At 38.9% G+C, this 24221-nt stretch carries 21 protein-coding genes and 1 riboswitch; of the genes, 5 read left to right on the top strand and 16 right to left on the bottom strand.

Annotated features, from left to right (window positions below; translation table 11 throughout):
• Window positions 1-11: 11 nt before the first annotated feature.
• The gene (locus AAJG31_RS22960; protein ID WP_112118334.1) at window positions 12-905 is read right to left on the bottom strand and encodes an AraC family transcriptional regulator; all 894 of its coding nucleotides are present in this window, start codon (window positions 903-905) and stop codon (window positions 12-14) included.
• A 106-nt stretch (window positions 906-1011) separates the two neighbouring features.
• Between AAJG31_RS22960 and AAJG31_RS22955 the strand changes: the two genes are divergently transcribed.
• Together AAJG31_RS22955 and AAJG31_RS22950 are read left to right on the top strand one after the other, a co-directional pair.
• A complete protein-coding gene (locus AAJG31_RS22955; RefSeq protein WP_279495437.1) occupies window positions 1012-1929 on the top strand; it encodes a DMT family transporter in 918 nt (305 codons plus the stop codon).
• 160 nt (window positions 1930-2089) lie between these two features.
• Window positions 2090-3139 (top strand): Cj0069 family protein, encoded by a 1050-nt coding sequence (locus AAJG31_RS22950; protein ID WP_048392318.1) that lies wholly within the window; start codon window positions 2090-2092, stop codon window positions 3137-3139.
• Between the two features lie 30 nt (window positions 3140-3169).
• Here AAJG31_RS22950 and AAJG31_RS22945 read toward each other — a convergent pair whose 3' ends face one another.
• From AAJG31_RS22945 to AAJG31_RS22935, 3 genes are all read right to left on the bottom strand, one after another.
• Window positions 3170-3802, bottom strand: a complete 633-nt coding sequence (locus AAJG31_RS22945; protein WP_048392317.1) for a LysE family transporter — start codon at window positions 3800-3802, stop codon at window positions 3170-3172.
• 102 nt (window positions 3803-3904) lie between these two features.
• Window positions 3905-4633, bottom strand: a complete 729-nt coding sequence (locus AAJG31_RS22940) for a hypothetical protein (protein ID WP_233732036.1) — start codon at window positions 4631-4633, stop codon at window positions 3905-3907.
• A gap of 105 nt (window positions 4634-4738) precedes the next feature.
• Complete coding sequence (locus AAJG31_RS22935) at window positions 4739-6451, bottom strand: methyl-accepting chemotaxis protein (protein ID WP_054549178.1); 1713 nt, start codon at window positions 6449-6451, stop codon at window positions 4739-4741.
• Between the two features lie 202 nt (window positions 6452-6653).
• On the opposite strand from AAJG31_RS22935, the gene AAJG31_RS22930 reads away from it, so the two are divergent.
• From AAJG31_RS22930 to nspC, 3 genes are all read left to right on the top strand, one after another.
• Complete coding sequence (locus AAJG31_RS22930) at window positions 6654-6860, top strand: hypothetical protein (RefSeq protein WP_054549177.1); 207 nt, start codon at window positions 6654-6656, stop codon at window positions 6858-6860.
• Window positions 6861-7286: 426 nt separating this feature from the next.
• Window positions 7287-8516: a saccharopine dehydrogenase family protein gene (locus AAJG31_RS22925; protein ID WP_048392314.1), complete on the top strand. Its 1230-nt coding sequence runs from the start codon at window positions 7287-7289 to the stop codon at window positions 8514-8516.
• Complete coding sequence (nspC, locus tag AAJG31_RS22920) at window positions 8513-9652, top strand: carboxynorspermidine decarboxylase (protein ID WP_004231219.1); 1140 nt, start codon at window positions 8513-8515, stop codon at window positions 9650-9652. The genes AAJG31_RS22925 and nspC overlap by 4 nt, the downstream gene beginning before the upstream one ends.
• 45 nt (window positions 9653-9697) lie before the next feature.
• Here the strand turns inward: nspC and AAJG31_RS22915 are convergent, their stop codons facing one another.
• The 12 genes from AAJG31_RS22915 to AAJG31_RS22860 form a co-directional block, all read right to left on the bottom strand.
• On the bottom strand, window positions 9698-10579 hold the full coding sequence (locus AAJG31_RS22915) for an amidase (protein WP_066036258.1): 882 nt from the start codon (window positions 10577-10579) through the stop codon (window positions 9698-9700).
• A gap of 43 nt (window positions 10580-10622) precedes the next feature.
• Window positions 10623-10714: riboswitch (cyclic di-GMP riboswitch) on the bottom strand.
• A 137-nt stretch (window positions 10715-10851) separates the two neighbouring features.
• On the bottom strand, window positions 10852-11340 hold the full coding sequence (locus AAJG31_RS22910) for a CheW domain-containing protein (protein ID WP_004231214.1): 489 nt from the start codon (window positions 11338-11340) through the stop codon (window positions 10852-10854).
• 23 nt (window positions 11341-11363) lie between these two features.
• Entirely contained in the window at window positions 11364-12479 is a 1116-nt protein-coding gene (locus AAJG31_RS22905) for a M20/M25/M40 family metallo-hydrolase (protein WP_066036221.1), read from the bottom strand.
• Window positions 12480-12613: 134 nt separating this feature from the next.
• Window positions 12614-13567 carry a hypothetical protein gene (locus AAJG31_RS22900; RefSeq protein ID WP_066036220.1) on the bottom strand — a complete coding sequence of 318 codons (954 nt, stop codon included), beginning with the start codon at window positions 13565-13567 and terminating at the stop codon, window positions 12614-12616.
• A 106-nt stretch (window positions 13568-13673) separates the two neighbouring features.
• On the bottom strand, window positions 13674-15221 hold the full coding sequence (locus AAJG31_RS22895; RefSeq protein ID WP_066036219.1) for an acyl-CoA carboxylase subunit beta: 1548 nt from the start codon (window positions 15219-15221) through the stop codon (window positions 13674-13676).
• Window positions 15222-15226: 5 nt separating this feature from the next.
• On the bottom strand, window positions 15227-15640 hold the full coding sequence (gene mce, locus AAJG31_RS22890; protein WP_004231207.1) for a methylmalonyl-CoA epimerase: 414 nt from the start codon (window positions 15638-15640) through the stop codon (window positions 15227-15229).
• Window positions 15641-15883: 243 nt separating this feature from the next.
• A complete protein-coding gene (locus tag AAJG31_RS22885; protein ID WP_081010952.1) occupies window positions 15884-16894 on the bottom strand; it encodes an aromatic acid exporter family protein in 1011 nt (336 codons plus the stop codon).
• Window positions 16895-17046: 152 nt separating this feature from the next.
• The gene (locus tag AAJG31_RS22880; protein ID WP_004231203.1) at window positions 17047-17487 is read right to left on the bottom strand and encodes a BrxA/BrxB family bacilliredoxin; all 441 of its coding nucleotides are present in this window, start codon (window positions 17485-17487) and stop codon (window positions 17047-17049) included.
• Between the two features lie 161 nt (window positions 17488-17648).
• Window positions 17649-18746 (bottom strand): methylmalonyl Co-A mutase-associated GTPase MeaB, encoded by a 1098-nt coding sequence (meaB, locus tag AAJG31_RS22875; protein ID WP_048392309.1) that lies wholly within the window; start codon window positions 18744-18746, stop codon window positions 17649-17651.
• The gene (scpA, locus tag AAJG31_RS22870; protein ID WP_279495444.1) at window positions 18746-20899 is read right to left on the bottom strand and encodes a methylmalonyl-CoA mutase; all 2154 of its coding nucleotides are present in this window, start codon (window positions 20897-20899) and stop codon (window positions 18746-18748) included. The genes meaB and scpA overlap by 1 nt, the downstream gene beginning before the upstream one ends.
• Window positions 20896-22599 carry a methylmalonyl-CoA mutase family protein gene (locus AAJG31_RS22865; RefSeq protein WP_279495445.1) on the bottom strand — a complete coding sequence of 568 codons (1704 nt, stop codon included), beginning with the start codon at window positions 22597-22599 and terminating at the stop codon, window positions 20896-20898. The genes scpA and AAJG31_RS22865 overlap by 4 nt, the downstream gene beginning before the upstream one ends.
• A gap of 121 nt (window positions 22600-22720) precedes the next feature.
• Window positions 22721-24064, bottom strand: coding sequence for a dihydrolipoamide acetyltransferase family protein (locus AAJG31_RS22860; protein ID WP_259950890.1), 1344 nt, complete (start codon window positions 24062-24064; stop codon window positions 22721-22723).
• Between the last annotated feature and the right edge of the window lie 157 nt (window positions 24065-24221).

Here is a 24221-nt window from a genome sequence, read left to right as displayed (position 1 = left end):
TCCATTCACGTTCAATTATTTTTCACACTTAAAAACTTCTTACGATAAACATGTGGCGGATAGCCAGTGTATTCTTTAAACTTTTCAATATAATAACTGACGGTACTAAAGCCTGTATTAACAGCTATTTCTGTTATCGATAGCTCATTACCCTTCAATAATTCTATGCTTTTGCGCAGTCGATATTGGCATAAATAGGTAAACGGTGTCATGCCCACTATTTTCTTAAAAAAACGACTACATTCAGCGCGACTTATATACACATGGCTAGCTAAATCTTCTAATGCTATTTTCTGCTGATAATGTGCATGTAAAAAATCTAGCATAGCTTTTGCTCGTTCATGCTGCACAATAGTGGCAGAATCCATTATTTGTTCTGTCAATAAGGATTGGGTTAGCATGGATTCCCAAATAAATAGAAGCTCTCTCCGTACCTTTAACTCAAAAAAAGCGGTTTGCTCTCGCATTAATTCCGCAATCGTTGCTACTTTCTGTGCCAACTCTCCTGTTAGTTTGACATAAGGTATTCGATTTCTTGTAATATACGGTTCTACATATTTTGAGAAAAAGATACTGCCCTCATGCCCCCCCATTAACTTTGGATCTACATTTACACAATAAACGATCGCTTGCTCAATTTGATAAGGCTTTGCTTCATGTAATCCAGAGGCATTAATAAAGAGCCCCTCGCCTTGGTTCAAAACAAAAACGTCGGTCCCCACTCGATACTGAGCACATCCCTTTTTTATCAAAACAAATTGTATTTCTTTATGCCAATGGAGAGGTAGAAAATCCATGCTTTCTAATCGCATAATCGTTTCATACAAGGCAACTGGAAATTCTTTTGTTCCATGCAAGGTTAATTCTTGTAAATCCTTGGCAATTTTAATATGTGTTAACGGCATCTCTAACACCTCAATATATTGATATTTTATTGGATTAAATCGATATTTATTTCCACTTAGTCACTTTATAATCATCTTATATTGATAGTTTAGGAGATGTAAACAGATGAATCAAATTATCCAAAATAAACGTACACTGGGCTTTCTACTAGTTATTCTTGGAGCAAGTTTCTGGGGAATCGGAGGGGCCGTTGCCCAACGACTATTTCAGCAGGACAATTTAGAGGTCGGCTGGCTTGTTTCTAGTCGTTTACTTTTAGCAGGTCTGTTACTAATAGCTATATATAAAATGACCCATCGGCATGAATCCATTTTCGTCATATGGCGCACAAAGCAAAATGCTTTTAGACAAATTTTATTTAGCCTACTCGGCATGCTTGCTGTCCAATACACCTATATGATGTCAATCGCTATTGGTAATTCAGCTGTAGCCACATTATTGCAATATTTAGCACCACTGTTTATCATGGCTTATTACTTTCTAACGAGGCAAAGTCCATTGACAAAGCAGGATGGTATAGCTGTGTCACTTACACTTGTGGGGACCTTTTTATTATTAACAAACGGTTCTTTTTCAACATTGTCCGTTCCTTTAATGGCTGTGTTATGGGGTATCTTATCTGGTCTTTCTGTTGCATTTTATACCATTTATGCCGTCCCACTTTTACGGCAATTCCATTCATTACTAGTTGTCGGCTGGTCGATGATCATCGGTGGTATAGTAATGAGTATAGCTCACCCACCATGGGCTATCGATCTATCTGATTGGACGTTTTCAACCATTGCCTATTTTCTCTTTATTGTTATTTTTGGGACAATGCTCGCTTTTTGGTTTTATATTGCTAGCTTGCACTATCTTTCACCAAAGGAGTCAAGCCTACTAGGTAGTCTTGAACCATTAATGGCTGTCATCACAAGTGTTTGGTGGTTAAAGATTGCTTTTGGTGGCTATCAGTTTATTGGTACATTGCTAATTCTTCTTATGATTTTATACCTTACAGTATTTCAGAAAAAGCAAGCTTGAAAACAGAAAATTAAGAGAGTTATGAATTTTAATAGTCAATACCTCCTATTACCGAGATAGTAATATATGAATTTATACATAAAATTTACATATTTTATCTATCTTTTCTCCTTATTTGTCTACTATACTGAACATAACAACAGATATAAGGAGGTATTTTATGGATAAAAAAGTTATTTTTTTCGAGGTGGAAGGCGGCACAGATAAAGGCCCAGATGGCTATCGCCCAGATACAATGCCAATGGTGGAAGCGCTACAGCAACGTGGACAGGATGCAGAGGTACTCTTCTTTGATATCACAAAAAAGCAGGAAATCTTTCACTATGTTAAGGAACATGGTATTGCCTATGTATCTCGCATTAACCCAGGCAACTTACAGCATGAGGAAGAGTACTTTGCTATGCTACGCGAGCTATGCCAAGCTGGCGTTATAGGGATGCCACATCCAGACGCCATGATTAGCTATGGTTCAAAAGACGTATTATCAAAACTGACGACAACAAATTTAGTACCTGATGATACATTTGCCTACTACACAATCGAAGCATTCAAAAAACAATTCCCTACTTCCTTAGCTTTAACAGAGCGTGTTTTGAAGCAAAATCGTGGTTCAACTGGAGAAGGTATTTGGCGTGTAAAATTGGTGGAACCGCTAGCAGAGGGTATCACTGAAGTGCCACTTGATGCACAAATCAAATGTACTGAAGCAAAAGATAATCATGTAGAATATTGGCAGCTTGGCGACTTTATGACATTTTGTGAGCAGTATATTACAGGGACGAATGGTATGTTAATCGATATGCGCTTTCTTCCAAGGATTACAGAAGGCGAAATCCGCTTATTCATGTTGCGCGATCATCCTGTACACGTCGTACATAAAAAACCAGCTGCTACCGAGGATGCCTTTAGTGCAACTCTATTCTCTGGCGCTCAATATCGCTATGACAAACCTGAAGACTGGCAAGAGCTGGTACAAAACTTTTTAAAGCAGCTCCCTCAAGTAACAAACCTACTAGGCAATTATGATTTACCGCTAATCTGGACAGCCGACTTTATGCTAGATACCAATGAAGTCGGAGAAGATTGCTATATTTTAGGTGAGATGAATTGTTCTTGTGTTGGCTTTACTTCAGAACTAGCATTAGCGCATGAAGTAGCAGAAGAAATTTTAGCTTGTTTAAAAGAGCATACTGAGGCTATTGCGCAATAAAAAAAGTGCGATCTTTAGGGATCGCACTTTTCATATATAAATCTTAATTCCTTGTATAAATTCATAGATAAAATAACAAGCAAAACCAATCAATAAGAATCCTGCGACAATGGTAAATGTCCTAATCATCTTCCGATTCATAGCTTTACGAGTAACCGAGACAATGGTCAGCAAACCGATATCGTGGAGTAAAATTCCACTTAAAACACCAGCAGCAATAATTAAAAAGCTCGTTGACTCCCCTTGTCCATAAGATTTTGCTAGCACCACACCAAATACGTTGACCCAAAAAACAAGATTACCAGGCGAAATGGCCACTAGTAAGCCGTTAAAATAAGAGGCAAAAAACGATTTGGTTACTTTTTCTCCTGCCAATGTAATATCATGGTCAGCGTTCTTGATAGAATCATAGCCTAACAAGAATAAAAAGCCCGCTCCAATAATCCACATAGGTAGTTGAATTAAAGGCATAGCCAAGATGGAAGCTAGTCCCATATACAAAGCAAAAACCAATACAATATCAATGGTCATGCCACCAAGTCCAACTGCCCAGCCGTGCATAAAACCATTTTTGAGTCCTTGCTTTGTCATTTCTACTGTAATAGCTCCTACAGGCATGGCAATGGCAAGTCCTACCAATACATACGCTACATATAAACTCAAAAAAACACTTCTTTCATGTCATCGATAAGCTTCATACGTCCGTTTATGGTTTCACTATAGCATAATTATACTTGAAAGGAAATAATTATTAATAGATACCTGTTAGAGCATTTGCTTTTTCCATTGCGCTAACAAATCTTTTGACTTCTCCAAATCCAATTTCAATGTGACCTGCTTAGCTGTACAACGTTTTTCAGCTTTCTCCCATGCTTCTTCCAAGGCAGGTAAATAGCTTAAATTTTTTGTCGCTGCTACTAGCTGGAAAAATATATTACCTTGAATATAGTGCCAACGAGGATTCATTCCATCTAGGAGTATTGCTTCTTCAATCAGTCTTAATGCCGAATAAGGGCTACCTTCGTGACGATTTAAAAACTGTGCAAATGCTCCCCAATACAATGCCTTATTAGGCTGCAATTTGATTGCCTCCGCATACTGTACTGATGCCTTATCCTGTTCTTTTGCAAGGACATAATATTCTGCCATTGTATAGTAGGCGTTCGCCTGCGCTTCTATAGGTCCTGCTAATAATTCATCGACCACTTTACCAAATTGCTCATCATCCTGACTACCTATATAAGCTGCGAGAACATCTCGTTCTGGATATGAACCATCTATACGTTCCACACTTTGCTTTGCTTTGTCATCAGTAGGCTGAGGCATATTTGCATACCCATTTGCCTCTAGCATTGCCACATGCTGCTGAATGACTTGATAGGCCTCTTCTGCGATCGCTGTATCATTGCCCAATATTTCTTTGGCTAGTTGATAACTTTCCTTTACTTGACCACTCAAAAATAAGTCATTGACTTGTTGAACTTGCTCGTTCATTTGTTTTACCACCATTAAAATCCTCACCTTCGCAAAAGAAAAATCTTATTGCTAGTTTACCATTTAAGTAGTATTAGCAAAAGCCAACATGTCCTAATCTTTCTATTATTCTTTTAATTTAAACGCCTTTACATGCTGTTCGAGTGTGTGTGCCATGTGATTTGTTTCATTAGAGCCATGTGCCACCTCATCAATGCTTGCAGTTGTTTGCTGTGCTGCGACAGTAATCATATTCATCGTTTCTTCTATATCACGAATAGATTCTGTTAATTGTTGAATCATCTGCACAATACGTGTAGATTTTTCGTTTTCAGCGGTCATAGCATTAGAAATGGTAATCATTTCTTCTACTGTGGCAGCCACTGCTGTAGAAATATTTCCTAAAGATTGTGCGGTTAGACGTACTGTCTCTGTTCCTTTTTCAATATATTGCGTATTATCATTCGTAGATGACATGACCTGCTGCACATGCTTCATTATATCCTGAATAAGCTGTTCAACTTGCAATACCTCTTGATTAGATTGCTCAGCAAGCTTCCGTACTTCCTCAGCAACAATAGCAAAGCCTTTGCCATGCTCCCCTGCTCTAGCCGCTTCAATGGAAGCATTCAGTGCTAGCAAATTTGTTTGTGATGCGATGTTTGCAATAGACGTTGTAATCGTTTGAATTTTGGTTGCAGATGTAACCAAGTTTTCTACTGTTTGTTGTACCTCACCCGATCCGCTGTGGATTAATGCCATATCATTGCTTATATCTTTTGCTAGTCGCTCACCCTCTGTTGCTAATTCCATCGTTTGTCTAGCATTATCAGCACTGTTATTGGTATTGCTTTGAATCATTTGAAGGTCCTGCGCTAAAGAAGTAAGAACATCTGTCGCATTTTCAGCATGGTGCATCCCTGCCGTCACGGCACTTGTTACCTCTTCGATATTATTAGCGACACCTTGAATGGTATTGCTCATATCGTTCAGGGTGGAAGCGGTTTCATCTGCGTTATTCGTTAAAGTGTTAGAAGTGGAACGCATCGTCATAATCATATTTTGTAAATTAGCTGTCATTCGATTTAATGTATTCGCTAAATCCGCTACTTCATCTTTACTGTTAATTTTTGTTTCAGGTACAGCTAAATTACCATTGGCAATTTCTTTCGCCTGCTGAATCAGCACACTAATCGGTCTTACTTTACGACGAATTAAAAAGCCTGTAATGATGGAAGCAATTAGCATAGGGAAAATACTAATTAAAATCCCATTTCGTACAACATCCCATGTTCGCTCCTTCACGATATTAGCATCAAAGTCGATGACACTAATGGCAATAATTTCTTTACTGGAATCATGGTCTTTAAAAATAGGGGCATAGCCAGATAAACGGTCCATCCCTGCATAGGTATAAGGCTGTGAATATGTTGGATGCTTATGTGTAAGCAACATATCAATAGCTTCTTTATCTAAATAAAATTGATCACCAGGGGCATAACCTTTTTCAGCCAAATGATCATCAAGCGCTAATAATGTGCCATCCAACGATAAAATATATTGTGTTTGGAAAATATCTTTATGACCTGTTGTCCAGTTCAAATCGTTCCCAATGCTTTCCTGTACAGCCTTGTCGCCTTGAATGGCCTTGTCCAATTGTTGCGGATTGATCAAACCTGTCGTAATATTGGCACAGCCATAGGCCTCAACACCAGCAGCATCATAAAGTTTATTGTAAGCAGTTATGTATGTAGCGAACGAAGTAATCCCTAGCATCACCACTAAAATACCAGCGATAATCGTCCCAAGTTGAAAAGTTAATGAATTGCGTAATTTCACGATCCATCCTCTCCCCTTTCTTGTAATAATCTATGAATATTCCTTTTGTGTTTCATCATACTACAAAAAGATGTATTAAAAAAGCATCTTTAATTATTCTAGTAAGATAAAAACATTGGAAAAAGTTCTGAATTGTGCGATAATTGAAGTTAATTATCTTAAATCCTGAGCATTACCAATTCATCTAATAGGAGGGCTTGCTATGAATAAACGCTTTCATCTAGTATCGATTGTTACAGGCAACTTGTTAACAATAGGGGCCATTTTTATTTATGCCATGCAAAGTCAAGTGGGAGTAGCCCTCAGTACGTATGCTCTTGTGATGGGTTTTTTTAGTACTTTGCTTGTGATTTTCTTCTATATATGGGGGGAAGAAAAACAACAAGTATCCAATCGTTTTCTGAAATAATATGCATCATTTTCCAGTACACAGATTTAATGTGGTTCCTTCCCTTTCTATATGTAGAGGGATTTTTTTATGTAAAGTTAGTAGAAATGATTTAGTAGATGGTATCAAATCGTCAATCGGAAGAGATACTATGTCAAAACATTCATTTAGAAAAATATTTACTTGATGTCGTAGTATCTTGGATGAATTGTGATGAAACTTCACCAATTATTTAAGTCTATACAACAGCTATTTTTACTAAAATGGCGTTGTAGATTTATTCATGATTCCCTTCTTTTCCGAGGCAATCCCCTCCGTATACGTCTAATTGTTGTAGAAAAATAAAATTTTTTGTAGAAAATTTTAAAACAATGATTGAGTAGTATATCAATTTTCTGTATAATCAGCTTGTTTGACAATACTTTATATGAACTTGGGGGTAGACAATTGGGTAAAGCATTGATTATCGGAGCTGGCGGAGTTGCCAGTGTTGTGGTACACAAGTGTGTTCAAAATTCGGACGTATTTGAGGAAATTTGTATCGCAAGTAGAACTGTTTCAAAATGTGACGCTCTAAAAGAAAAACTAGACGGCGGAAAAACAAAAATTCATACTGCACAGGTAGACGCAGACAATACAGAAGAGGTTATTGAGCTTATTAAAGCTTTCGGACCAGATGTAGTGATTAACGTGGCTCTACCTTATCAGGACTTAACGATTATGGATGCTTGCTTAGCGACAGGTGTGCACTATGTGGATACTGCAAACTACGAGCCACCTGAAACGGCAAAATTTGAATATAAATGGCAATGGGCTTATAAAGAGAAGTTTGAAAAAGCTGGCTTAACTGCATTACTTGGAAGCGGTTTTGACCCAGGTGTAACAGGCGTTTTCACAGCTCATGCACAAAAACATGAATTTGATGAAATCCACTATATCGATATCGTGGATGCCAATGCGGGAGATCATGGATATCATTTCGCAACAAACTTCAACCCAGAAATTAACATTCGTGAAATTACAGCGAATGGTCGTTACTGGAAAGAAGGCGAGTGGATTGAAACTGCACCACTTGAGAAAAAAGAAGTGTATAACCTACCTGAAATCGGACCAAAAGATATTTACCTTCTATACCATGAAGAGCTTGAATCCCTTGCAAAAAATATCAAAGGTTTAAAACAAATCCGTTTCTGGATGACGTTCTCTGAAAAATACTTAACACACTTAAAAGTGTTAGAAAACGTAGGTATGACGTCAATTGAGCCAATCGAATTTGAAGGACAAATGATTCAACCAATCCACTTCCTTAAAGCGGTATTACCAGATCCAGCTTCACTTGGACCACGTACAAAAGGTAAAACAAACATTGGTTGTATCATTCGCGGTCTAAAAGATGGCAAAGAAAAAACGTACTATGTGTACAACGTATGTGACCACGAAGAGTGCTACAACGAGGTTGGTTCACAAGCGATTTCTTATACAACTGGCGTACCAGCTATGATCGGTGCAATGCTTGTGATGAACGGTGAATGGCGTAAACCAGGTGTATGGAATGTGGAAGATTTCAATCCAGATCCATTCATGGATGCACTAAATAAATGGGGTCTACCATGGCAAGAAAGCCATAACCCAGAATTATTAGACCTTGATTTAGATGCAAAGGAATTAAGCCGATGAAACCAATTGATTTTTCAAAAGTTCCATCCCCTTCTTATGTAGTGGATGAGCGATTATTAACAAAGAATCTTGAGCTTTTAAAATCAATTCAAGATCGAACAGGCTGCCGCATTTTATTAGCCCTTAAAGGCTTCTCTATGCATTCAACATTCCCGCTAGTAGGGGAATATTTAGCGGGCATTACATCTAGCTCACTGCATGAGGCACGTCTTGGCTATGAAAAAATGGGCAAAGAAGTTCACGTTTATGCACCTGCTTATATTGAGCATGAAATGGACGAGCTTCTAGGCTATGTGGACCACATCGTATTTAACTCATTTAACCAATGGGCTCAGTTCAAGGATAAAGTTAAATCTGCTGGTAAAACAATTGAATGTGGTATTCGTGTGAATCCTGAATACTCTGAAATTGAAACAGCTCTTTATGATCCTTGTTACACAAACTCTCGCCTTGGTACAACATTGGCTAACTTTGATAAATCACAGCTTGATGGTATCGATGGCTTACACTTCCATGCGATGTGTGAACAAAATTCTGATACATTAGAGCGTATTATTGAAGTAGTTGAGGAAAAATTTGGTGATGTTTTACACCAAATGAAATGGTTAAACTTCGGTGGCGGTCACCATATTACACGTGATGATTATGATGTAGAAAAACTTGTGAACATCATTAATTATATTCAAGAAAAGTATAACCTGCTTGTTTATCTTGAGCCAGGTGAAGCAGTAGCCCTTAATACAGGCTATTTAGTAGCAACGGTGCTAGATATTCAAGAAAATGGAATGGATCTTGCTATTTTAGATACATCAGCAACATGTCACATGCCTGATGTACTTGAAATGCCTTACCGTCCAATGATTATTGGTTCTGGACAAGCAAATGAATTAGCACACACGTATCGCTTAGGTGGACTAACATGTCTAGCTGGTGATGTGATTGGCGATTATTCGTTTGAACAGCCATTAAAACCAGGTGATCGTCTTGTATTCACAGATATGGCTCATTATTCAATGGTGAAAAACCATATGTTTAACGGTGTCAACTTACCATCTATCGTTTCTTATAATGATGAAGAAGGTATTAAAGTCATTCGTGAATTTAAATTCGAGGACTACAGTGGTCGACTGTCCTAATACCAATAGAAAAGCCCTTCCAGTTTAACACTGGAAGGACTTTTTTTATGGACGCATGGTCATCCAATTCTCCACATAATGAATGGCTACTCCATGAAAAGCATCGTTATTTGAAAAATGTCGCTGAACAAGTATAAGCTGTTCATTCATAAAGGCTTCTCCATTATCATAAAAAGTAATATTTTCCCCTTCCTCTGAAGCGCCTGTTTCTACACCAATTACAATTGATTTATTCACAGTGGAAGCATACGCGATTTCATGTTCTACAATAGAGATAATATCTTTTGCAGCATCACGATAGGCCATGATCGTCACACTATCCGTATGCTCAATGACCCAATCAGCTAATAACCCTTTTCCAAATTGGTTATTATACTGAACTTCATCAAACCAAAATGGCATATCTACTTCTAAAGTAAGTTGTAACTGACTTGCTTTCTCACTTGCTTTCATTATTAGTGTTTGATAGGATTCTATCGTTTGTGCTTGATGTAAGCTCCATCCACTATTTAAATAAGGTTCTACATCAAGATGAACCCCAGAAAATTGCTCAGATTCAGTTGAATTCTCATTATATGTATGTAACCAATTAAACAATTCGTCTTGGCTTCGACTACCCTCAGCTGAAACCCAGCTTGCAGCACCATCCAATGCATAAATGCGAATACCTCTGTGAGAAGCGTTACTAATAAAATGCTTATAGTCATTGCTCGCTATGCCTTGATCGATTTGCAGATAAACTTTATTGACATCGTTATGTTCTAAAAATAATAATATTTTTTCTTGGTCATCAATGATGAGGGATGTATCCCACAGCCAAGTAGCCTTTTCCTGTATAGACATTGCATCAACCTTTCCACTTGATAAAGCTAATGAACTAATCATGATGACGATTAGTGCGGTCCATACTTTTAATTGTCTCTTCATACGAACTAACTCCATTCTACTCGCCACGGCTCCTAGAACAGAACCTGGCAACCTGACAATCTTGCACTGAAATTATAGTGTTTAGACTCATGGCTTTGCGTCCCTCCCTTTCGGTGAAGTTTGCCTTTTTCAGTTTTTTCTTAATCATTATCATACGCGGTTAGTAATTGTTTGTCTGTAGGTATAATGCATAATTGTCACATGTATGATCAGGTAAAAACGACAAAATACAGGTTAAATTTACTATTCAAACATAAAAAAACGTAGAGTACTTAAGCCTCTACGTTTTCCTTTTCATTTTCAAGCATTTTGTGTAAATAATCGATAATTTCCCTAATTCCCTCTAATGAATTAACCAGTATTTTTGGATCAACATATGTTATCATTCGATTTTCAAGATTAGCTACCGCAGTAAAATAGCGTGTTTTACTATAATTGACTAGACCCAATTGCTGAAGTACTGATTCATCGAAATCAAGAATTTCACGTGCTTCTGTAACAAGTAATCCATAATTAACAACATCTGTATTCAACACAATGATACGAGCAGTTGCTGTATTCGATGAACGATTGTACAGTATGCGTTCAAAATCAAGAACAGGTACAAGCTCACCGCGAATTCTTGTAAAGCCTAGAAGATAGTTAGGTAAATGAGGAATAGGTGTTACTTGCTCTAATTTTTCAATTGAAATCGCTTGCTCCACAGGCACAGCATACTCCTCTGTCCCACAAGCAAAAACGACTGCTTTGACACTTTCCATAGGGTCACATCCTTATTCGACTGTTAGTTTTTCGCCGATTCTTTGACGATTTCTACTAGTAAATCTGCTAATTTTTCAAGTTCTTCTACTGGTATTTTTTCATTTGTTGTATGGATATCCTCGTATCCAACAGATAAATTAACTGTAGGAATACCAAAGCCTGCGATGACGTTTGCATCTGAGCCTCCACCAGAAATGCCTAGTGTCGGTGTACGATCAATATTGCGTGCAGCAGCCATAGCTACCTGAACTACTTTATCCGATTCCGTTACACGGAAGCCTGGATACATTAGCTTCACTTCTACCTCTGCACGTGCGCCTAAAGAAGCAGCTACTTGTTCAAACGTATCTTGCATATGCTTTGTTTGCGCATCCAATTTAGCTTTGTCTATAGAGCGTGCTTCTGCAAGGATTGTCACTTCGTCACAAACAATATTCGTCGCTTGTCCACCTTCAAAACGCCCAATATTCGCTGTTGTTTCTTCATCTAAACGACCTAGTTTCATTTGAGCAATGCATTTTGATGCGACTGTTATGGCAGAAATGCCCTTTTCAGGAGCAACCCCTGCATGTGCCGTTTTTCCAATAATCTTTGTGAAAATTTTCGCTTGGAATGGTGCTGCTGTCACGATACCACCAACTTTGCCATCGCTATCAACCGCAAATCCATATTTTGCTTTAATGTTAGCTGGATCTAACTCTTTAGCGCCAACAAGGCCACTTTCTTCACCAGCCGTAATAATAAATTCAATATCGCCATGTGCAATATTTTGCTCTTTCAAACGTTTGACCATCTCAAATAGAGCAGCTAGTCCTGCTTTATCATCGGCACCTAAAATCGTCGTACCATCTGATACGATATAGCCATCTTCACGTAAAGACGGTTTGATGCCTTTTCCTGGAACGACAGTATCCATATGAGAAGTGAAATAGATTGACTCTACATCCAATGTGCCTTTTAATGTGGCAATAATATTACCTGCCCCATGTCCATTACGCGTATGTGCATCGTCTTGAATCACTGAAAATCCAAGTGCAGTTAACTTATCTACAAGAATTGGTGCTATTAGTTGTTCATGTTTTGTTTCGGAATCAATTTGTACGAGCTCAAAAAACTCTTCTACTAAACGACTTGTCATGTTGTAAAACTCCCTTAGTTTACGTGTATTTCCACGTTATAGTATATGTATCATTTTAGCACAACGTCAGAAGAGTTGAAATCATTGAACAATACTACCAAAATAAAAAGTCTGAGAAAAATCTCAGACTTTCCCTAGTCATTGAAAATAAGCTCTTTTTCTTTTTCTAATGATTGTAGGTAGTTGACAGCTTTATTATGTTTATCCTGTAAGCGCCAAATCGTATTATGTACATCATCTTGAACACGCGAGACCTGTTCCCTTGCTGTCGAGATTTTAGAATGAACAGACCATGCTGAAAAAATATCATCAAAAAAGTAATCAGCAAACTTAACAAACCCATCTGTTTCAATATGCAGCGATTTCGTAGACATTTCATGAACATCTAATAATTCATTATGAAACCGTTGTAACGCAATTTGAGCACTATGTAAATAGTTTTCAGACTGATCGAGTGCATCATGCTTTAAGTGCGTAGCAATCAGCCCACCGCCAAAAAATGTATCCCATGTGGAATATCCATTGGCCGAATGTAATGAAGCTGCTGCTTGCCCTAGCCTTGTAAGAGCTACTTCTCCCGCTTCCTCCGCCTCTTTAATTTCTCTAATGAGCTGCTTTGTTAGCATTTCCTCATGTGCTAAATGCTCTAGCCTTTCTGCTTGGGCAGCATCATGAATCTGTAAATACTTCTTCTTTTTAAGGTAGACCTGTTGAAGTGATTGCTGTAGCGCATTTTCATCAATCTGGGCAAGCTGATTCATCACTTGCACGTTGTCCTCTGCTAAATCATTTTGCATTTTCTTTGCTTCATTCAGCTTTAATTCAAGTACTGCCGCCTTATCAATTTTTTCTGCCCTCAGTTCATCTTGTTGCCCTGTCCACGTACGAATCATATTCATAAACGAGAAACCATCCAATTTATCAAGTTTGGATCGAATTTGGTGGAGTGCTGCTGTATGAGTGTCTATTTCCTGTTGTGTATGTTTAATTTGCCCATCAATTAACTGATTTTGTTCGTTTAATCTAGATGCTTTTCTAAGTTGTGCATGAATCTTTTCTTGCTCTGTTTGTAATTGCTGCCATTCCATTCATCTCAACTCCTCATATCTATCAGTACGGATGACATACAAAAATGTTTCACTTTTTGGCAATGAAAAACCTAGCAACTTTTGAGCTGCTAGGCTTGTATGACTATTATAGAGGAATATTACCGTGCTTTTTCTCTGGACGTGTTTCATGTTTGTTTGACAGCATATCAAGTCCTTGAATCAGCTTGATACGTGTATCTCGTGGATCGATTACGTCGTCTACCATACCGCGAGATGCTGCAACATATGGGTTAGCAAATTTCTCTTTATATTCTTCGATTTTTGCTGCACGAGTTGCTTCTGGGTCATCTGATTTTGCAATTTCACGGGCAAAAATGATGTTAGCTGCGCCAGCAGCACCCATAACAGCAATTTCAGCATTTGGCCATGCAAATACAAGGTCAGCACCAATTGATTTAGAGTTTAAGGCAACGTAAGCGCCTCCATAAGCTTTTCGTAAAATCACTGTAATTTTTGGAACAGTCGCTTCTGAATAAGCATAAAGAATTTTCGCACCATGACGAATAATACCACCATGTTCTTGTTTAACACCTGGGAAGAAGCCAGAAACGTCTTCAAATGTGATGATTGGGATATTGTATGCATCACAAGTACGAATGAAACGAGCAGCTTTATCAGAAGAATCGATATCTAAGCCACCAGCAAGAACTTTTGGTTGGTTACAAACAAGTCCAACTGATTCGCCAGCAATACGTGCAAAACCGACTACTACGTTTTTAGCAAACTCTGCATGTACTTCCATGAACGAACCTTCATCCACTACTTGCTCAACAACTTTACGTACATCATATGGACGTGTTGTTTCGATTGGTACTGTATCTACGATTTCTGGACGGTAGTCATCCCCTTCAGGTCTAGTTTGACGAGGCGCCTTTTCTTTATTGTTTTGTGGTAAGTAGCTTAATAGTTTTTTAATTTCATCAATCGCTGCCTCTTCAGAAGGAGCACGGAAATGAGCATTCCCACTGACCGCATTATTTACTTTCGAACCACCTAAATCTTCAGCAGAAATTTTCTCTCCTGTTACCGTTTCGATTACTTTAGGTCCTGTAATGAACATTTGAGATGTCTTATCCACCATTAGAATAAAGTCAGTAATAGCTGGAGAATAAACAGCTCCACCAGCACAAGGTCCCATAATCACAGAGATTTGTGGAATCACACCAGAATAAATGGCATTTCGGTAGAAGATATGACCATAGCCATCTAATGAAAGAACACCCTCTTGAATACGTGCACCGCCTGAGTCATTGATGCCGATAAATGGTGTACCATTTTTAGCAGCTAGATCCATCACTGTTGCCATTTTTTTCGCATGCATTTCACCAAGCGCCCCACCAAACACTGTGAAATCTTGAGAGAATAAGTATACTGGACGTCCGTTAATTTTACCGAATCCAGTTACGACACCATCACCAGGTCCCTCCATTTTTTCCATGCCGAAGTCTACTGTACGATGTGTAATAAATGGGTTGATTTCGAAAAATGTACCTTCGTCTAGCAACAAGTCTATACGCTCACGAGCAGTAAGTTTCCCCTTCTCATGCTGCTTATCGATGCGATCATAGCCACCACCAAGTTCAATTACCGTTTTACGGTCATACAAGTCATTGATTTTGTCGAACATATCCATACTAATCACTTATCCCCTTTTCCACTTTTATCACATAATTCATATAACACCCCAAATGAGGATTTAGGATGCATAAACGCAACCTCTGCCCCTCCAGCACCTGGCCCTGGCTCTTCGGATAAGAGACGTACACCTTTTTCACGAAGCTCTGCCATTCGTTCACGAATTCCCGTCACACCAAACGCAACATGATGAATTCCTTCTCCACGTTTTTCAATAAAACCATGGATGGCACTTTTATCACTCATTGGTTCTAATAGCTCGATTTTCACGTTCCCTGCATCGATAAATGCCACACGAACCTGTTGAGATTCTACTTCTTCCACTTTCATCAACTTTAAGCCCAAAGTTTCTGTATAATATGTAATGCGTTCATCAAGATCGCGCACTGCAATCCCAATATGGTCTACTTTCTCCATGGTGACATCTCCTTCTGTTATGGTACATACTCTATTTTACAGACTTTTTTGTCAAAACTCTACTACTTGAGAAATTTTTCAGATTTGCTAAACTATTTATAAGAAAAGAAGGAGCGAACGAGCATATGAGTAATAAAAAATTTCAAAAAGTCGTTATTTATAGTATGATCGCAATTATGCTAATCTCATCTCTAGCATTCGGATTATCTATGATAATTTAAGGCAAAGCACGAGGCGTCCACACTACTGTGGGCGCTCTTTTTTAGCCTTTAACCCTTTAAATGACTGCTTTATTTCTAAATACCTGTCCATTTCCTCTATAAACTGATAGAGGGCTGCCTGAGCGATAAATTGCTCGTGGCTTTGTGGTAAAGGAAGCTGAGAAAAATCGCGCTTAACATGTTCGAGCTTTTCGCGATACTGACTAGCCGTATTCCCCGAATGAACATGCTCACCTAGGTCTTGTAAAAAATCTGCCACAATTTCAGCCTCTTGTACTATAACAGGTAATGTCGTCACTTTGGGTAGCACTCTTTCGATAATTTCTAGCTGCTGCTCTCGCATATCGAAATATACATAGTAATCATTTTTACGTCTTGTAAAATGGTTTTGAACATCTTTAAACGCTAATGATTTTGCCTCTTCTAGTGCTTTGATTGCATCGATAATTTCTTGGCCGTTCCACAACGTATCTCCTTGCCGTAAATAGCTGGCAATTTCTAAAAAAATCTTACTATATAGCTCCTCTATTTTGACTCTGTAGTAATTTAATTCCTTTTGAATGTCTGGCATATACATATTAATGGCAATCCCTGTTCCATAACCGATAGCCATCAACGCTAATTCATTATAAACAAGTGTTAATGAATAACCTTCAGCAGCGTAAATATGCATAATAATCACGACACTGGAGATAAATCCATCCGCAACCTTTAAAGATACAATAGTAGGAATAAAGAGTATAAGCATGCCTGCTAGCGTAAGTGGATGATAAGCAAATAACTCAAAGCTTACAAAGGCAAAAAGCATTGCTACAATACTTGCAACCAATCGTGTATAGGCTGCATAAATGGATTTCTTTTTTGTTGGCTGCACACATAATATGGTTAGAATACCAGCAGATGCATATGAGGCTAAATCAAAATACTGTGCAATGGCAATAGCGATGGCCGCACCAATTGCTGTTTTTAAAGTTCGATAGCCGATTGAAAACTTCTTCAGGCCGACTGCCTCCCATCCTTTAGTACTCTTCACTCATTCAGCTAATTATTTAGCCAATATTACAAAAATTTTAATAATAATGAAACTACCTATACATGAGGATCAGTAGGAAGCCTACATAGATAGCATGATCTATGAGGCTTTTCTACTTGATTGAAAATGATTTTTCTTATGCAAGAATAGACTTAAAGCTCGTCACAATATTCTTCAAAGTTTGCTTGTAAATTTGTCACAACTGACATTGGGTCATGCCCTTCAATTTCATAGCGTCCCACTTCTGCGACAACTTGTCCGTCTTTTAATAGAACGAATGATGGTGATGAAGGTAGATGATCTTCTCCAAAATGGTAACGCGCTGCTGCAGTTGCCTCTTTATCTTGCCCTGCAAACACTGTTACTAAATGGTCTGGACGTTTATCATAATGAACGCATTGTGCTGCTGCTGGACGAGCGATACCACCCGCACAACCACACACTGAGTTCACCATTACTAATGTTGTACCTGGACGAGCAAACGCCTCTTCTACAGCTTCTGGTGTTGTTAATTGTTCATAACCAGCTGCCTCAATTTCAGCACGTGCTGTTTTTAAAATTTCCTGCATAAATAAATCGTAATCCATATTCATATAGCGATAGCTCCTTTCAAGTTCGCGCCAATTTAGTTATATTTCAGATAGTAGATTTTTGACGCTTATCCATCTCTTATCATAGCAGTTTGCAAGCAATTTGTGCACCTACTTGCTCAACACATTTCAGTTGAAATTACTACGATTTCAATAAGACTCGTTTACTTGTCTTCCTGCTCCTCGCTAAATAAACGATCCACACCTTGTGTAACTGTCAACTGTCCACTTAAAATTTGACGTTCAAGCTGTTGTACTTGTGCTTTACGTTGCGGGTTTCCATAAAAGAGATCTATTAAATGATCGGTAATCATCGATTGGAACCATTCTTTTGTTTGTTGCTGGCGTCGGGTAGCCCAATAGTGATTTGCTTCTACGATTTGCTTGAATTCCCCAATTGTTTCCCAAACCTTATCAAGTCCTCGATTTTCTAGTGAACTAACAGGCATGGCAGTTGACATCCAACCAGGTGTAGCAGGCTGTAAAAAGTGCAAAATTTGTTTGTACTCTGCAACCGTTTTTTTAGCTAGACGTACATTATCACCATCCGCCTTATGCACGACAATTGCATCTGCTAATTCCATAATGCCTTTTTTCATGCCCTGCAATTCATCCCCCGCTCCTGTTAAAACAAGAAGCAGGAAGAAGTCAACCATGCCACGGACATAGGTTTCACTTTGTCCAACACCCACTGTTTCAATTAAAATCACATCATAGCCTGCTGCCTCACAAACTAACATGGTTTCTCGTGTCTTTTTGTGAACACCCCCTAGGGTACCTGCCGATGGCGATGGACGCACAAATGCACTAGGCTTCTTAACGAGCTCTTCCATACGCGTTTTATCGCCAAGTATACTTCCTCCCGATAGAGAAGAACTTGGATCAATAGCAAGAACAGCAACTCGTTTCCCCATATCACAAAGCATAGTACCGAAAGCCTCTATGAATGAGCTTTTTCCTGCCCCAGGCACACCTGTTATGCCAATTCGGATACTATTGCCTGTATGTGGAAGAAGCTCCTGCAATAGTTCTTGTGCCTGTACTTTATGGGTAGCGTTTGAACTTTCAATGAGGGTAATGGCTTTTGATAAATGTGTGCGAGAGCCCGCACGTACTTGTTGTGCAAGCTCTCCTACATTTAGAGTGTCTGCCTTTTTCTTTCGGAACTTTTTGGGTGTACCATATTGCATCCCGTCGTGAGTCGCCTCTACTCCGTCCATGACAAATAGCGCACTTTCTTCCATTCCTTTATTTTTGTCCATTATTCAGACACTTCCTCATAGCCTAAACGTTTGTAGATTTCTTCAATAATTTTTTGTGCGGATACAGGAATCACTGTACCTGGTCCGAAAATGGCTACTGCACCAGCATTATAAAGGAAATCATAATCTTGTGCTGGTATAACACCACCCACAATAATGATAATATCTTCACGACCTAGTTTTTCAAGCTCAGCTATCAATTCAGGCACTAATGTTTTATGTCCTGCTGCTAGTGAAGACACACCAATAACATGAACATCATTTTCAACAGCCATTTGAGCAGCCTCAGCAGGCGTCATAAATAATGGAGAAATATCTACGTCAAAGCCTAAATCTGCATAACCAGTTGCGACAACCTTTGCACCACGGTCATGTCCATCTTGTCCCATTTTAGCAACTAAAATACGCGGACGACGACCTTCATTTTCAAGGAATTCTTCTGTCATTTGTTTCACTTCCGCAATTTGCTCCTCATCAGAGAAGTTTGCAGAGTAAACACCAGAGATCGAACGAATGACCGCTTTATGACGACCAGAAACTGCTTCAATTGCATCAGATATTTCACCTAAAGAAGCACGAGCGCGCGCTGCATCCACTGCTACCGCTAGCAGGTTTTCTTCTCCATCTTGAGCCGCCTTCGTTAAGCGAGCTAAATGTTTTTGAACTTCCGCTTCATCACGAGCTGCCTTCATCGCTTCTAAACGTTCAATTTGTTTTTGACGAACAATGGTATTATCGATATCTAAAATATCAATTGGCTCTTCTTTTGCTAAGCGATACTTATTCACGCCAACAATCGTTTCTGTTTTAGAATCAATTTTCGCTTGACGTTTTGCTGCTGCTTCCTCAACCTTCATTTTTGGAAGTCCCGTTTCAATCGCTTTAGCCATACCACCAAGCGCTTCTATCTCTTCGATTAACGCCCAAGCAGATTTCGTAATTTCTTCTGTTAATTTCTCTACGTAGTACGAACCACCCCAAGGATCAATGACTTTTGTCATCGCTGTTTCCTCTTGTAAAAATAACTGTGTATTACGCGCGATACGTGCTGAGAAATCTGTTGGAAGTGCAATCGCTTCATCTAATGCATTTGTATGAAGGGATTGCGTATGTCCCATCGAAGAGGCATTTGCTTCGATTAAAGTACGTGCAACATTGTTAAATGGATCTTGCTCAGTTAATGACCAGCCAGATGTTTGGGAGTGCGTACGTAATGCTAATGTCTTTGGATTTTTCGGGTTAAACGTAGACATCATTTGTGCCCAAATACGACGTGCTGCACGCATTTTAGCAACTTCCATGTAATAGTTCATACCAATTGCCCAGAAGAACGATAAGCGAGGTGCAAATGCATCAATATCAATACCTGCTTTTAATCCTGTTCGAACATACTCCAAGCCATCTGCTAATGTATAGGCAAGCTCAATGTCATTTGTTGCGCCTGCTTCTTGAATATGGTAACCCGAAATTGAAATAGAGTTAAATTTTGGCATATACTTCGCTGTATATTCAAAAATATCTGCAATGATTTTCATTGACATAGCTGGTGGGTAAATATATGTATTACGCACCATGTATTCTTTTAAAATATCATTTTGAATGGTACCTGCTAATTGATCTGGCGTTACCCCTTGTTCTTCTGCTGCTACAATATAGAATGCAAGGACGGGTAATACGGCACCATTCATTGTCATTGAAACTGACATTTGGTCTAACGGGATTTGATCGAAAAGGATTTTCATATCCTCAACTGAGTCAATCGCAACCCCAGCTTTTCCTACGTCCCCTGTTACACGTGGATGATCAGAGTCATAGCCTCGGTGTGTTGCTAAATCAAACGCGACAGAAAGACCTTTTTGTCCCATGGCCAAATTTCGTTTGTAAAAGGCATTGGATTCTTCAGCAGTTGAGAAACCAGCGTATTGCCGAACCGTCCATGGACGTGCTACATACATAGTAGGGTATGGTCCACGTGTGTTGGGTGCAATCCCTGCCACATCATTTAGATGTTTAGCCTCTTTAATATCTTCTTTTGTGTAAATATCTTTAATTTCAATCCCCTCATTTGTCATGAACTTATCTTCAGACGCTTGAGGTGCTTCAGCTGTTAAAACCTTTTCTATTTCTATTGCATTAAAATTTGGCTTGCTCATCGTTGGACCTCCTTCATGCTCGCAAACACGGACTGTAATTTTTCAATGATGTTTTGTCCTGCGAAAATAAAGCCGTTTAAGCCATTTGCTAACCATGCTTCTTCTTCGTCTTTAAATTTGCCCGCTACATCTACAAGCACATTCGCTGGTTTTTCAGCTAAAATGGCTGATACAAATGCTTTTGTATCATCATCATTGCCTGCAATCACTACATACTTAGCCTCTGTCGCCTTCAGCCAAGCTACTGCCTCTTCTACAGTTGTCACTGGCTCACTTTTTTCTGGTACAAGACCCACTGTGTTTAAGAAGCCCGCTACAAAATCTGCGCGTGGTTTAGAGCTTTTTAATGATCCTAATGCTAAAATACCTGTTTTTACATCTCCTGCTGTCATATCTGCACGTAAATCCTCAAATGGAGCAGCGATACGCTTAATATCAACAAATAATGGATTTGTATCCTGTTCAAGAATATCAGCTGGATTAGCATAAATATTCGTTCCAATTAATGATTGCTTACGTGTTTGGGCAGCTTTGATGCGTTTTTGATAGGATGCTTCCACTTCTTCTGCAAGCTTGCCAGAGGCTGTATATTCATCGATACCGCCAGCTGCCTGGATGTCTAAAAATAGTGCCCATGCTTCTTTCACAAAATCTGCTGTTAACGACTCGATAAAGTAAGAGCCCCCTGCTGGATCTTTTACTTTTAAGACATTTGTTTCTTCTCTTAAAATTAATGATACATTACGAGCGATACGAATGGATTGATCCGTAGGCTTTGTTAACACGTCATGTGGATGAACCGTAAAGAGATCAGCACCACCGATTAAACCAGAAAGCGCTTCATTTGAAGAGCGTAATAAATTTACATACACATCTAATTTAGAAAAGCTTCTTAATGATGTTTCAGCAACAGTAGGGATTTTGATATGATCTGTTACGCCATAAGCGGATGAGAACGCTTTCCAAAGTACTTTAAAAGCACGTAGCTTTGCAATCTCCGTAAAGAATTGTGTATCAATGGCAAATGATACAAAGAATTTCTTCGAGAACGCTTCAAAGCTTTCTTCTTGTTCTGCAAATTTGGCTGCTAATGCAAGTGCATAGGCTAATTCTTGTACAGCGTTAGCACCTTCATTATGATAAACCGTTGTGTCTGCACTGACTGAGCGCACGTTCGGAAATGCAGTCAAAGTGATAGGGTCTTTTGAAATAATGTAACCTTTAATGGCTTCTTGTTGATCTACTGGAATGTTGTCGAATACTGCTAATAATGGGTCTTTTGAATTTTCAACAGTAATTTTAAACGAATATTCTGAGAAATATGATGCTAATTTGACCAATACTTCTTCTGTCCAAGCAAAGCTCACTCGGCTATCAATCGTAATAACTTCATTGCCTCGAGCTAGACTATCCTCAAGCTGTGCAAAAAAAGCTTCGCTTGAATCAGCGTGAATTTGTTGTGCCACCTGAAATACTTGATCATTTTGTAGGGAACGGATTGTGGCAACTTGTAAATCAAGCTCTTCTCCAAGCTTAGCTACTAAACTTTCTTGCGTGTAAAGCGGCTGTAGTGTAACACCTTCATTTGTTTTTGTGAATAGTGACTCAAATGGTTTCCCTTTTAAAGCTTTGATTGCTGCATCTTGCCAGTCTGAATAGGCTGGTATTTCAAATTCAATATTTTTCATGTTGTTTGACATGCGGACGCTTAATCAGCTTCCCCCCTTAGTAGTTTCTATTTGTTATTCTACATGACAAATTGCGACTCGAAAAGCATAAAAAAAATCGGAAACCCTTATACAGCAGGTTTCCGACAAGTCATCAGTAGACTGACGTTGAAGATTTATTTGTATTTTCGAGTATTTCTTTTACTCTATTTAGGAATTTACCACAGACAAGTCCATCAAGCACACGATGATCTAATGATAAACATAAATTCACAATATCACGTGCAGCAAACATTCCACCTGGTAAAACAACAGGTTTTTTTACAATACTTTCCACTTGCAGGATCGCTGCTTGTGGGTAATTGATGATGCCCATTGATTGAACAGAGCCAAATGCACCTGTATTATTCACTGTAAATGTACCACCAGTAATGTCATCCATTGCTAATTTTCCTGTACGAACTTTGATAGCCAGTTCATTGATTTCTTTCGCAATTCCTTTAATGGATTTTTCATCTGCGTGTTTTATAACAGGTACAAATAAGGCATCATCCGTTGCTACTGCAATCGAAATATTGATGTCATGTTTTTGAATGATTTTATCTTCCGCCCACATCGAATTCAGCATTGGGAATTCCTTTAAAGCTTGAGCAACCGCTTTTACAAAGAAGGCGAAATATGTAAGATTAAAGCCTTCTTTTTGCTTAAATTCATTCTTTAAGCTATCACGATAAGTCACTAAATCTGTTACATCCACTTCCATCATCATCCAAGCATGCGGCGCTTCATGTACACTTTTCACCATATTATTCGCAATGGCACGACGGATCTTCGTCACTGGAATTTCGATATCTCCTGGATGAATAGGTTGTACAGGTGCAGCTGCTTTTTCCACTTGTTGCTGTGGTGCAGAAGCTGCTGTAGGTGCTGATGTCGTTTGAACGGTTGGAGCTGCTTGTGCTACATCATTTGCCGTTGGGATATTACCTGTTTCAATGAGCTTTAACAGGTCTTTTCGTGTAATACGACCACCCTCGCCAGTACCTGTTACAAGGTCTAAAGCTATATCATGCTCCTGTGCAAGTCGAAGAACAGCTGGTGAATAACGTACTTTACCCGTACGTGCCTCTTTTGGTGCAGATACTGGAGCTGCTACCTGCTGTGGTGCCTCCTGTTTCTTTTGAACACCTGCATTTAAAATAGCCGTACTTACCGCTGATTTTTTTTCAGGTGGTGGTGCTGGTAATTCACCTTCTCCCGCTATTTCAATCGAGCAAACGACTGCTCCAACTGGTAATGTCTGACCTTCTTGCGCAAGTAGCTCCGTGATAACCCCTTCAAATGATGACGGGATTTCAGCATTTACTTTATCTGTAACAACCTCTGCTAATGGATCATACTTTTTAACTGTATCTCCAGGCTTTACAAGCCATTTTTCAATTGTACCTTCTGTTACACTTTCGCCGAGCTGTGGCATTGTAATATTTTGAACCGACATCTTTTATTCCTCCCATCAATTAAGCCTAGGCGTCATTGTACCTGATGCAGCGCTAAAAACATTAAACGTAGACAGGCATTTAGACAGATTTTGACTTTCATATGTGCAAAGTCAAAATCTGTTGTTCCGTCTGAGGCTTTTATTTTTTCATTCAGCC

It is taken from the genome of Lysinibacillus sp. BS3 (genome assembly GCF_039614735.1).
In the GTDB taxonomy this organism is placed as follows: domain Bacteria; phylum Bacillota; class Bacilli; order Bacillales_A; family Planococcaceae; genus Lysinibacillus; species Lysinibacillus capsici.
The sequence above is the reverse complement of the archived record's forward strand: the minus strand, read 5'-3'. Positions and strand labels throughout refer to the sequence as shown.